Source organism: Vibrio coralliirubri (assembly GCF_024347375.1).
Classification (GTDB): Bacteria; Pseudomonadota; Gammaproteobacteria; order Enterobacterales; family Vibrionaceae; genus Vibrio; species Vibrio coralliirubri.
Window position 1 is genome coordinate 2085679 of the sequence record NZ_AP025470.1, and the last position, 12833, is coordinate 2098511.

The window sequence follows — 12833 nt, forward strand, 5'->3', positions numbered from 1 at the left end:
AACCTTGCTGCGCTGCTAATTCGATGTTCCGCTAGCTTGGTGCTCCGCTACAAATATTCTTTGACTTCTTTGAGCTTACCTTTCAACTTGTCTTTTTTGCTTAGCGCTTTGTCGAACTCGTCTTTTGATGTATTGAGATAACTCACACCATCTTTAATTTGAGCTAAATAAGCCACGTAGATCGTGTCCATCGTGACGAATTCAATACCCGACTTAGTGATGTATTTGCGGGCAAACTTTCTGGTTTTTTCGTAAGACTTGTAAATCTTACCTGCAAGTTCACTACCTGGTGCGTAGCTAGCAAACTTATCGGGCTCCTTCTTAAACTTATATTTGAGCTTTCTCATGTGCTTTTTCATGAGTGAACGTTTCTTGTAAGCTGGCAGATCCAACACGCCAATGAGCACCTCTTCTTTAGAGCTGACTAAAGGATGTAGAATCCACATCATCGCGACAACCGGTATATCTTGGATGCTCTTGTTGAAAAACGTACAGCAAGCTAGGCCAGTGATCGTGCTCTTGTTCAGATACATTCTCAGGCATTCTTTTTGGAAAGCTTTGTATCGGGCGATAGTAATCTTTCTGTAAATGTAGTTAACGCACCACTGACAAATTGATTTCGCCGCTCTTGCTATGGCTGTCGCTGGTGAGGCAGTACCCAAAGAAACGATATTGACCACTAACGTTGCGGAATTAAAAGAAAACTCCAACAACCCGTCTTCTAAGGCTGTCGCTTTAATTTTTCTTCTCACCACTCGTAGCGTCATCTGCCCTTGGCTATCCGCTACTGATATCACCTTGGTCGCTTTCTTATAGAGTGACACGCCCTTCAGGCCTTTATATGCGCCTTGAACTATCCCTTTGGTGTCTTTGATGAAAGGAGCAAATTCTTCCCAAACATCGCTGACTAAGTCAAAGATCAAAGGTTTCATCTCGGTAAATACGTTTGAAGGTAATAACTCCAATCCAGGAACGCCTTGAACCGTCCTGTTTACCTGAGCGAAGATCTCATTTGATGTGTCACCTACCGCTTGCCCATTATCGCTATCATTCGACTTTGAGAGGTCCTTCACCTCATTCGTTATTTTTCTGACTTTGTTCAGCACCTTTCTATTTTTTCTGATTTGTTCAGGTGTTTTTACTGTGTCATCGATGCTTACTTCACTAAAAAACCTAAGAAAGAAAAGTTGTTTGTCGTCTATCGGGTCACCTGTTATTTCCAAAGAATTGTTCAAAATATCTGGCATGATTCACTGTCCTTGTTCATCCATTTAAGATCATTTAGCAAATTGAATATTTACACACAAAAGAGGCTGATATGAAGAATTGTAAAACGCGAAAAGAGCCTCGAAACGTATTGGCGGACTCTTTATCTTTACCTCTCGGAGTGATCAGTAATCGCCCACCATATTGTTCGATATCAGTCTTTTCTGTGGCTAAAAAGTTTGAGCTATAAAATCAAATGTAGCTTCTGTTTGAGCATAGAGCCAACTGACCCAGCTAGGAAAAGCTAGGAAGGAGTGGTGAGTCGAATTTCACCTAAAGGTTTGTTGTGCTTTAATTTATCAATCTGTGATTGAAGCCAGCGTGGAAACAGATTTGGCGTTACACTCATTAAGATCAAACAAATAACGAGGGTCTATGACGTTTTCTCCTGCCATTTTGCGTAAAGTCTGGTACTCCCCTTCTATTAACCTTGGGCTTCGCGCCACCAGTGCCATTGTACTGTTTCTCGGTTTAGGGGTGCTGTCGAATCAAACCACTATCGCCATGACCGCGCTGATGACCATGCCAGCCGCCCTGATTAGTGGACTCGACGCAGCAGGACCAAGGAGATGGACACGTTTTGCGATCACCGCAACGGCTTGGGGCATGACTCTGGCCGTCAGTTACGCTCTGCTGAAAAGCGGACTGCCTTTATGGGTGACTTATGGTGCAATGGGTGCATTGCTTGCCAGTGCGGCGGTAAACGGTCCATTCTGGGCGAGGCTCGGCATGTCTAGCCTCCTGATTGCTGTCGTCAGTCTGTCGCTTCATAACTCCAACACAGCGTTAAGCTTGTACCCGATGTTAGTACTTGGCCCCCTTACTTTTTCGCTGTTTAGCTGGCTTTGGTTTGCGCTATGGAAGCACTATGCATTGCGCGTGTGTCTATCCGCGATTTACGAAACCTTGGCAGACTACATCCAATATCGACAAGCATTCTTGTTAGGTAGCGAAAGTGATGCACCGAAAAGACGCATCAAATACCAACTCATCGAGTTGTTCCAACAGGCTCTTCAATCCGAATCTTTTCGATCTAAACAAGAAGATGCTAACTCGCTCCGACAAGCCTTGTTCCTCGCGCTTGATACGTTTGAAGTGATAATCAGCAGCCACACAACGAATCCCGATCTATTAATCCAATTTCAGTCGAATAAACACAAACGAGACTTGCTATTGGTATGGAGCCAACATTGCCAGCAAAGGTTAAGACACAAAGCCAAACAGCTTCTGCTCAACACAAACGAAGAGATGAAGCATTTAAGTTCATTACAACAAGAAGCCGACGACTTGATTGAAGCGGTCAAGCTCGAAGACCAACCCCGCTTTCGTTATTGGGCATTCGCCGTGAAGCACATATCTCGCCGTATTGAGATAAATGAACCCGCTTATGAGCGCTCTTTTGAAGTACAGCCGTTCGAGCTGTCTTTTCGCCTGCCAAGCCGAGGCAATCCAATATGGCGTCATGTTACCCGTGTCGGTTTAATGTTCGCACTTGGCGCTGGAATTGCGGAATACTTTGAATTGATTCGCCCTGATTGGGTTCTGATTTCGATGCTAATGGTGATTCAACCAAGCTTCTTAGCGACACGCAGTAAAACGTGGCAACGCTGTTTAGGTACGGCGCTTGGTGTGCTGTTCGCGACCTCTTTAATTCACATTGGTGTGCCGACGAACGCAATGTATACGCTTATCGTCATCCTCTTGCCTGTCGCGATGCTTAATATTATGCGCCATTACTCACTCGCCATTGGCTGTATTACGGCGCTATTGATTTTGGTGTATCAGACCATGGCGCACCAAGGGCTCGACTTTGCCGCGCCACGCGTTATCGACACCGTGGTCGGTGGTGCGATTGTTCTGCTCGGATATAGCTTGTTATGGCCGCAATGGCGAGGCAAAGAGATCCACACTCAAGCGTTAAAGGCACTTGATAGTTCAAAAAGCTTATTTGTGTATTGCTATGAACAGCTGCAAATTGGCACCGAACAACATGACCATACTGCTCTAACCAAGCAACGTGCCGCTATGCTAACTGCAGAAAGCGACCTTGAGCTGATTTACAACGAGATGCAGCAAGAGCCAAAACACACTCGCGCCGATCCTCACTATTATGAAGATATGCTGAGTCACTATCGATTGTTAAGCCATTACCTCTGCTTGCTGATTCCTCTGGTCAGGAAAGGCACGCAATACCAAGGCTCGCAACAAGTCGAGAGTTTGATTCATGATGCGATGGATGCATTGATCAATACCATTCGAGATAACCGCGTCCATGAGCTGCCCGCGCTTACCAATCAAACTGACGCCGACCACCCAATGTCTGCAGCTGGGCAGCGTTCAGTAGAAGAAATCATCTGGTTAGCACTGATGACGGTAAAACAAATGCACGATTTAGTTCGGCACAATCTCGAAAACGAAGAATCTAACAAGCTAGATACACAGGACGACCCTTCCATCTCCCGCAAGTGACCAAAGCCTTGCAAACGTTGTTACCCTAAGGTTTGCTAGCAAGGTCTTTGTGATTGATAATCAAAGCAATATAGGCGCAGATTAGCGCTTTTTTATCACCTAGGTTTATATTGAGGCTATATGGAAATCAAAGTACTAAAAAGCTTTGTGGCTGTCGCGACACATTGCAGTTTTTCAAAAGCTGCAAAAGAGTTGAATACCGTTCAACCTGCCATTAGCCGTCACATCACAAGCCTTGAACATGAACTTGGAGTGAGCCTATTTTTCCGTACATCTCGCGAAGTCGTCATTAGCGCCGCAGGGCAACACTTACTTAAAGATGCGATTAGACTCATCGAACAAACGGAACAAGCCAAACAGTCCGCGATTCGAGCTTCTTCTGGTTGTATAGGTACTTTAACGATTGGTTATCTTGGAGGCGCAACTCTGAGTTTTCTGCCTCGTTTAGTTCGACAGTATATCGCTGAAAACCCCAATATTGATGTTGATCTTGTTGAGATGACGGCTTCTGAACAGATCGAAGCTCTGGACAAACGAGAGATCGATATTAGCTTCTCTCGCCCACTGCCGAACCTGCTTGTGGATGATTACACCTCGGTGACAATTTACACAGATAAGCTTGTCGCTGTTTTGCCCGTCACCCACGAGCTGGCGCAATACTCCACCATTCAAATAAAACAACTGCAGCAAGACCCTTTCATCTTATTTGAACGTGAACAAGCGGTAGGATTATTTGACTCGATCATTACTCAATGTGACCTATCTGGCTTCTCTCCAAATATAAAAAAACAACCCAACAACATGCAAACCGTGTTGACTCAAGTATCTTCTGGCTTAGGTGTCTCTATCGCTCCGCATGCAATTCGTGATTTACGCAGTGAGGGATGTGTATTTGTTAATCTTGAATCTGTGGACGTAGAAATGCCATTAGTGATGACACACCATTCGCATACTCTATCCCCTACAGCCAGTATATTTGTTGCTGTCGTACAGAGTGAAATTGAGGCGATTCAACAAAACATGGCTTAGAAAGTTATCTATACCAGATTCGCATAGAATTAAGAACAAATGGTTATTTTTGTTATTCAATCGCTAACCTTAGACTTAGCTCATCGAAATCATTCATTAAAACGATGAACCAAAGTTAAGGTGTCACCATGTCAAAAGCGACTACAGAAGTGTTGAGCACAGGACGTTTATTACTGATGTCGAGCGCTGTCTCGGCAACTGCTGCGAACCTTTATTATAACCAACCCATCTTACCTAAGATCGGCGCAGAGCTAGGGTTAACAAGCGAACAGCTAGGCGCAGTGCCAGCTGCAGGTCAGATTGGGTATGCCGTGGCACTGCTGTTCTTATCGCCCTTAGGAGACACGTTACCCCGCAGACGCCTAATAGCGATCTTGTCTATCATGTTGGTGTTGTCATCTTTTGTCGCGTTTACTGCATCTAGCTTAGTGGCTCTGGTTGTTGCGTGTTTTGCGATTGGCTTGAGCGCCAACATCACTCAGCAACTGATTCCATTTGCAGCGTCATTAAGTACTCCAGAAACGAAAGGGAAAGTCATTGGCACGTTAATGACTGGCCTAACTGTGGGCATCTTGCTTTCGCGTACACTCAGTGGGTTCATCGGTGAGCTGTTTGGGTGGCGAGCGGTATTTATGATGTCAGCAAGTATTGCGATGGTCTTTGGTGTGTTGCTGTATGCCTTTTTACCGACGAACACACCGACAACTAAAATACCTTACCTTAAACTTGTTGCGAGCATGGCCACGTTAATCAAGCAGCATGCGACACTGCGTACTTCCGCTTTAACTGGCGCGCTTTGGTTTGCTTCGTTCAATGCGCTGTGGGCGACGTTAGCTCTTCACGTCAGTGAATCTCCGTTTAACTACAATGCACAACAGGCAGGAATGTTTGGTGTTATTGCACTTGCTGGAGTCATTGGTGCCAAAGTTTCAGGGTCACTGGTGAGCAAGTTTGGCTCTCGAAACATGATCAGCATGGCGTTAGTTATTATTACTGCTGGTTTTGTTATATCGGGGCTTTTCGCTGACACATTAGCTGGATTGATCGTCGGTATCATTCTCATTGACCTAGGGGTATTCAGCGCTCAAGTATCGAACCAAGTACGCGTATTCTCAATTGACCCACAAGCTCAAAGTCGTATCAACGGAATTTATATGCTTGGCTACTATCTCGGTGGTGCGTTTGGTTCATTTGTGGGAATTCAGGCATTTGAACGTGCGGGTTGGATGGGTGTTGTGGGCTTTAGTATTGCAGTTGTGATATTGAGTTTTATCGCTAACCGTTCAAATAAGCAATAAGTCTTCTCGCCTCGATCTTTAAATTTTAATTTTAAGTTTAAGTTCTCCAATATACACAACGAATATTCACTCTGTGTTTGATAGCAAATTACCGACCAGTGATTTGCTATCGTTCTAGATCTAATAAGGCAGTAGTAACTCGACTCTCTCAAGTTTTAAATATCATGATTCTCAAACAAGATTTTCTGCCCAGAGAGCGGTTATGCCTTTGCGAGATGATCTTGGTCTATTCTTATCATTTAGGCGACTGAGTTCCGAGGCTTTGAGCATGAATAAACTGTTTTTAATCTTATTAGTTTTTATTTTGTCCGGATGCGGAACAAGTGATAGTGCGTTGATTGAGAGTGGTCACAACACCTCTTACATACAGGGCTTTCATGACGGTAGGCATAGCGGCATGCAAGAAAGCGGTAATAGCTTCGAAAACTACATAAAAGATGGAAAGCGTTTTGAATCAGACAGTGACTACAAGCAAGGCTGGATCGCGGGTGAGTCTGAGGGGAAAAAACTACAAGCAGAAGCAACAGCGATCGGTAAAGGTGCCGCTGCTAGTTATCCTCAAAAATCGACAACGACGGATTTAGATGACGTAGCAAAAGACACCTTAAAAGGCGTCGATACATCGGGCTTGGAGAATTTAAAATAAAGGTATAACAAAGCCAAGGTTGGGCTCTGGAATAACTCGTACCTTACCCGACGCTTGTCCGACGCTTGCCAATGCACCTGAACATAAATTGATCTGCATCAGTATATGGTTTAATAATGATTAACTACTAAACATTCATAATACAAATTGCGCAATACTGAATTGAGAGAGTTCATTTTTACGTTGTTGGTGATTTCATGGATGTACACACCTTAGCTATATATACCTCTTTGTTAGCAGCCACGGTTGCGAGTGCTATGTTGTTAACGCATAAATATATACTCGCAGGCACCACGTTAGGGGTAAATTATATTGCTTATGCTGCTTTGCTGTTAGGAGCCAGTGTTACCCCACTTTCGTTCGGCGTTACTCAATCTTCAGAATCCATTGTTTTTCTTTCCAATGGTGCATACGCAACGGCTTTTGGTTTATTACTCGTCGGCATAACCGTGTTACGAGGAGCAAGTCGATCTTTTCTCGTAATATCAATCATCATTAGCTCCCTTGGCATTAGCTTCTTCCTTTATAGCGCCCTAATTGCGCCTTCTGTTACTTCTAGGATCGAGGCTCGAAGTATTCTCGTTGTGACGATATGTATCTTAGCTCTCTGTGCTAACTATTCAGGGGAAAAACACGATAACAGAGAAGCAAAGTGCCTGTTGAACCTGACCCTATTTATCAACATTCTCTATATGGAAATTAGGGGTGTACTTGCTCATACCAAAGGAACGAATTCAAACTATTACCTGATATCAGATATTCATAAATTGTCTTTCGTTATCATGACAATCACAATTATTAGCCTCGCATTTTCAGTATTTTGGATCTTAACTGATCGTTTACTGAAGCAAACCTATCGTTCATCAATTACTGATGAACAAACAGGCCTTTATAACCGTAGAGGCCTTGCAGAACTGATACCCAAGCTTGTTCAACCAGGCCGAGAGACTGACATTTCTGTGCTGATGGCCGACCTCGATCACTTCAAAAAAATTAATGATACCTATGGTCATGACAAGGGAGATGATGTGATTAAGCACTTTGGTCAAATTCTTGAAGATACATGCCGAACAAGCGATTTCTGCTTTCGCTATGGTGGAGAAGAGTTTGTTGTCATGTTACCTAGAGCGAATAAAGTTCAAGCAATGCAGATAGCTGAAAGAATAAGAAACCACGCAAAACATAACTCCAATCAAGAGCTCTCTTCTGGTACGTATACTGTCAGCATTGGCGTGACTCAAGCTCTCATAAACGATGACTGGAATTCATTAATTAAAAGAGCAGATAACGCCCTCTACGACGCAAAATCTCAAGGGCGCGATTGCATTGTTGAGCGTTAAGCAGAGTTGTAAAACAGTGTAAATATTCTTCCATCACAAAATATGTTGGCTAAGATTCAAGAAGTTAAACACACACAATAAGCAAGGTTAGCAAGGTTAGCAAGGATGCGCATTTTTCGGTTTGTTTTAGCGATAAGCATTATTGGCGTCCCCCCCCTTAAAGCGACTCTAGAACTTTCCGCCGTTTACCCATTCTGCTTTTGGAGGCACGGGTTCTTGGTTTACCCATATCTCTTTAATTTGACCGCCCTCAACTCGGAATAGATCAAAACGCGCAACCTCGAGACCATGTTCAATAATTCGGCTGTAAGCTGCTACGAAGTTACCTTGACCGACAATCTTGAACACTTGGTCATAGCCACCAATATAGCTACCTAAAGGGCTCACATCTGAGGCTTGATAAACGGCTAGCTCTTCGTGCTGGAGATACTTTGATAGCTTGTCTTTCTGCCCTAGTACCATGACATCACATAAAAAATCACGGATAAGGTTTTTATTTTCTTCTGTTTTATCTAGATCAGTATGATTGATTGGCCCTTGCAGTCGACCTTCCCCTTCCGTCGGTTGAGCTTCGAAGGCAGAAATCACATCCCAATGTTCAATAATTTTATCGTCATTATCGGTATCGAATAAATCCGTAGTCACCCACTTATATTCGCCATTATTAATATCTTGGAATGCTTGAACAAACACGAATTGGCCATCGACGATTGAGCGTATGATCTTTATGTCTCTAACAGGACAGCGTTTTAAGAACGGTTCGAAGAACTCAACAAAACCATCAATACCGTTGCGTACCCCAGTGCTATGTTGAGTATAACGTTGACCAGTGTACTTCGTTACCGCCTCTAATGCATGACCATCGCGGATACCTTCCAAATACAGATTAGTCGCATTTGCTAGCTTATTGCTCATAATAGTTGCTCCAAACTTAATAGTGCCAAAGTGCGTTATTTGGCTCGTTCGCTGAAAACCCTGATGAAGATGGTTTCAGGTGTCCTTTTAACTGCCGGATTGTTGAATCGGCTCGACCATCCCGTCGCTAATCAAAACCAAGCTAAGCTCGATATACGTCTACAGCATACCGAGCCTTCACTACCTAATTGGTCACTGTTTGGCGTGATAAGCTTTAGACACTGCGTAGCTATCCTCAAACCAGTTCCAACTCTTCACTTTGCCATCTTCAACCTGAACTCGAACCGCCCAGCTGAATTTACCCGTGTCTACACCAGATTCATTCGCAATGGCACTCATGCTGCCCATAAATACTGCTTGGTCGCCGTTTACAAAACTATAGTCTGTTGACCAGCTTGTGACTTTCAAACCTGCGCCAAATAGAGGAAAGAAAGTGTTGAGCACTTTTTCTTTTGACTCCCAATTACCGATCCAAGGGATGTCGGCGTCACCTTCGTTGTGCCACACAAAAGCATCAGCCATCAATGCTTCTAGTTTTTCCATATCACCAGAGCCTGCCGCCCATAAGAATGCTTGAGCCGTTTCTAGTGTCTTCGCTGAATCGACTGCTTTTGTTTCATCTGCAAGGGCTGGAGTGAGTTGAAAGAAAGCCAGAAGACTCGCTAGACCGATAAGTAGATTTTTCTTTAACATTTTCTTTCTCCTGATTGTCAATTTTGAAGCTCAATGCGTGGGGGATTAGAAGTGCCATCTGTGCACGCTTTGAACTTCAGTTCTGTTTGTTGCCTTGTTGAGATAACTATAGCTGTGCTAAATTTTTGGTAAACTCACTAATTGAACACTTTGGGTATGCGCAAATGCACAACATAAGATGGGATGACCTGCAATATGTTCTAACAGTGGCGAATGAAGGGTCCCTATCGGCCGCGGCAAGAGCACTTGGTGTAAACCACAGCACCGTTTTACGTCGTATTGACACCTTTGAGTATCGTCACAAATTACGAATTTTCCATAAACTTCCTACCGGATACAAACTAACGGTTGAAGGACAAAAGCTTCTGGAGTCAGCTCTCGCTATCGAATCCACAGTAAGAGAATTGGAACACAAGATTTTTGGACAGGAATTGAAGCTAGAAGGCACGCTAAGAATAACGACGACCGATGCGTTATCTCGCCTCATTCTGGGTACTCATTTGGCTGCTTTTCATCGGCTTTATCCAAAAATTCAGTTAGAACTCAGCCTCACATCTCGTCAATTGGATATTTCACACCTAGATGCAGATATCGCGATTCGCCCGGCAAATGAGTTACCAGCCCATTTGGTTGGGACCAAGTTAAGTAAAATTGCCTTTGGTGTTTACGGATCGCCAGAATATATAAATGGCCTAAAGAGTAAGCACCCCTTAAAGTCTGCTTTTTGGTTAATGATGCATAGAGGCAGTGCTTCGCTACAGGTTTCTGAACTGATTTCAGAAGACAAAATTGTCATGAAAGCCGACTCTTTTGAGCCCCTGATCATCGCGGCTGAAAATCAGATGGGGCTGGCCTACTTACCCTGTTTTCTAGGTAACAGTAAGGGAACTCTGCAAAGAGTAGATATGGAAGTGATGCACCAAAATACAGACCTATGGATGATGACTCATAAAGATTTAGAAGATTCAGCCAGAGTAAAAGCATTTTTTAATTTTATGAAAGGCGCAATCAAATCAGACCATAATCGGTTGGCCGGATTTGATTATTAGCGAACGAGTACCGGCTCTTCACCATTAGGCTTACGAACAAAATGACACAAAGCCCACAGCACAAACAAAGTCACAGTCAGCTCCCAAGCACGTAGAAAGGTACTTTCCAACCCTAAATTGCTACTGGTCATGTACAACTGAATCGGCAGCATGGTCGCTAATAACGCATCGGCATGAACGTCTCTGGCTGAACCTTTCGCTTTGGCCATTGATGTGGCGATCATAAAGGCAAATAAACCCAACACTATGGTGTAGTAACCGAATGTAGACTGATGCCCTGCCATCAACAAGGTGAACACCACGGCTAATGCACAGCCGCCCACTTGAGTTTGAAAACGGCGGTCAACCACGTCGATAAAGCTTTTGTGTGTGGTTTGGGTTGCAGCAGCAATCACTGGCACCATGCAGAACGTTGCTGAGATGATGTCAACGATCATCAAGAATGCCAAACCGAGACCAATCAACGCGAGTGAAATGGCTCTGCTCTCAAATGTGACTTGCTGTTCTTTAAATACAGGAGGCTTACTTCCTTGCTCAACAGGGAACAAAGCCACCATGGTTTTTGCTACTACCATGGTAATCAACATGGATACCAAAATTTCATGAATACGCATCGGCATATCCATAGTGGAGTGCTGAGCAAACACCACAATCAAAATCCAGTTGAAGGTTGGCATCAACATTTTACCTTTCTTCGCTGGCGTAGTGGCTCGACGACGCATAAAGTCGAAGAAGAACAAGCTAATGGTCCACACCACAAACGGATGCTGTGAAAACACTTCGGTCACCACCAGCGCTGTACTTGCTGCCAATAAAGTGGGTGCCAAGGTACGGATCAGGCCAAGCCAAGAATAATCTTTGTTCTTGGTCATGATGATGGTTGGATACAACGCCAGATAAACGGGAGAGTCTAGGTTTAGTAGCTTTCCCAACACCATACAAATCGTCACAGTAAGTGCGACACGCAGTGCTTCATTTCGTTGAGACTGACCCTGTGCAGTATTTTCGAATGTCCACATAGTCATCTCCTACTAGTAGATGTAGCGAAATGTTGAAACCAAGTGAATCCAAGCCGAGCCAATAACGTGCATTATTGGGTTACCGCTTTCAACAATCACACTCGCTCGTGAACCTGAGATCATCGAAGGATCCAGTTCGTTAACGGTAATGCGGGTACGTACTTTCTGTTGCTCACGGATCCAACGCGTATCATTGGTCACGCTAGACAGTTTGCCATTGGCGTTATTGGTGTCGTAAATCGCACGCTCTTGACTACTCACTTCACCCGTAAAGACTTTGCCCGGTAGCGCATCAAAAGAGACCAAAACTTCGCGGCCATTAGTAAGCTTATCAATGCCTTTCTCATTAAAGTCCGCACTGATCCACGCATGAGCTTCGTCCACCAGCAGCAATGATGAAGTACCTTGAGTGATATAACTTCCCGATTGCAATTGTAAGTTGGTCACGACACCTTCCGTTTGCGCGACGACTTGAGTGTGGCCTAAATCCAGTTCCGCACTGGCAAGTTTTGCTTCTGCTAATTCAATGGCTGCTGTGCGGTCTTGGGTAGATAGCTCAACCTCAATACGTTTCACTTCCGCGTTCGCAGCTTCAACCGCACTACTCGCAACTTGTGTATTGGTGATTGCGTCATCAAGGTCTTGTTCCGTCGCGAGCCCTTTGTTACGCAGTTTTTGGTTACGTGCGAGTTTCTGTTTCGCATTATGGTATTCAAACTCTCGTTGGCTTTGTGTTTGTTTCGCTGCTGCTAATTGCTGCCATTTCGCCGAGTCAGAATCACGCGCTTGATGCAGTTCGGCTTTCGCTTGTGCCACTTTCAATTGGTAGCTACTGGCATCGATAGCAAATAATGGCTGACCTTTTTCAACCAACTCGCCATTTCTAACCATGACGTCGGTAATTACGCCGGACACTTCTGGCGCAATGGTCGCTACGTTCCGATACAAAGTCGCTTGAGTGGTGAAAGGGGAAACATTATCTGAGGTGACTAAAAAAGCGGAGAACAATGCTGCCGCTGAAAAAACAGTGTAAATCGCGTATCTATAAAAATTTTCGTTCATGCTTGTGCCTAGTTTTCATTCATTATGACGCGCCGCGCTCACGGCTT

General features: G+C 44.2%; 11 protein-coding genes. 6 read left to right on the forward strand and 5 right to left on the reverse strand.

The window, feature by feature from the left end; translation table 11 throughout:
- Positions 1-47: 47 nt before the first annotated feature.
- Complete coding sequence (locus OCV20_RS09580) at positions 48-1247, reverse strand: hypothetical protein (RefSeq protein ID WP_059019414.1); 1200 nt, start codon at positions 1245-1247, stop codon at positions 48-50.
- 394 nt (positions 1248-1641) lie between these two features.
- Here OCV20_RS09580 and OCV20_RS09585 point away from each other — a divergent pair, with 394 nt between their 5' ends.
- From OCV20_RS09585 to OCV20_RS09605, 5 genes are all read left to right on the forward strand, one after another.
- Entirely contained in the window at positions 1642-3735 is a 2094-nt protein-coding gene (locus tag OCV20_RS09585; RefSeq protein WP_086775270.1) for an FUSC family protein, read from the forward strand.
- 120 nt (positions 3736-3855) lie between these two features.
- Positions 3856-4764, forward strand: a complete 909-nt coding sequence (locus OCV20_RS09590) for a LysR family transcriptional regulator (protein WP_050649558.1) — start codon at positions 3856-3858, stop codon at positions 4762-4764.
- Between the two features lie 128 nt (positions 4765-4892).
- Complete coding sequence (locus OCV20_RS09595) at positions 4893-6062, forward strand: MFS transporter (RefSeq protein WP_086775271.1); 1170 nt, start codon at positions 4893-4895, stop codon at positions 6060-6062.
- A 268-nt stretch (positions 6063-6330) separates the two neighbouring features.
- Positions 6331-6708 (forward strand): hypothetical protein, encoded by a 378-nt coding sequence (locus OCV20_RS09600; protein WP_238382888.1) that lies wholly within the window; start codon positions 6331-6333, stop codon positions 6706-6708.
- Between the two features lie 197 nt (positions 6709-6905).
- Entirely contained in the window at positions 6906-8048 is a 1143-nt protein-coding gene (locus tag OCV20_RS09605; protein WP_086775272.1) for a GGDEF domain-containing protein, read from the forward strand.
- A 168-nt stretch (positions 8049-8216) separates the two neighbouring features.
- Here the strand turns inward: OCV20_RS09605 and OCV20_RS09610 are convergent, their stop codons facing one another.
- Together OCV20_RS09610 and OCV20_RS09615 are read right to left on the reverse strand one after the other, a co-directional pair.
- On the reverse strand, positions 8217-8963 hold the full coding sequence (locus OCV20_RS09610; protein ID WP_086775273.1) for a nuclear transport factor 2 family protein: 747 nt from the start codon (positions 8961-8963) through the stop codon (positions 8217-8219).
- Positions 8964-9155: 192 nt separating this feature from the next.
- On the reverse strand, positions 9156-9656 hold the full coding sequence (locus tag OCV20_RS09615; RefSeq protein ID WP_086775274.1) for a nuclear transport factor 2 family protein: 501 nt from the start codon (positions 9654-9656) through the stop codon (positions 9156-9158).
- Positions 9657-9820: 164 nt separating this feature from the next.
- Between OCV20_RS09615 and OCV20_RS09620 the strand changes: the two genes are divergently transcribed.
- Positions 9821-10705: a LysR family transcriptional regulator gene (locus OCV20_RS09620; protein WP_086775275.1), complete on the forward strand. Its 885-nt coding sequence runs from the start codon at positions 9821-9823 to the stop codon at positions 10703-10705.
- Here OCV20_RS09620 and OCV20_RS09625 read toward each other — a convergent pair.
- Both OCV20_RS09625 and OCV20_RS09630 read right to left on the reverse strand, forming a co-directional pair.
- On the reverse strand, positions 10702-11724 hold the full coding sequence (locus tag OCV20_RS09625) for a DUF2955 domain-containing protein (RefSeq protein ID WP_086775276.1): 1023 nt from the start codon (positions 11722-11724) through the stop codon (positions 10702-10704). The two genes, OCV20_RS09620 and OCV20_RS09625, sit on opposite strands and share 4 nt — an antisense overlap.
- A gap of 12 nt (positions 11725-11736) precedes the next feature.
- Complete coding sequence (locus tag OCV20_RS09630; RefSeq protein WP_086775277.1) at positions 11737-12786, reverse strand: HlyD family secretion protein; 1050 nt, start codon at positions 12784-12786, stop codon at positions 11737-11739.
- Between the last annotated feature and the right edge of the window lie 47 nt (positions 12787-12833).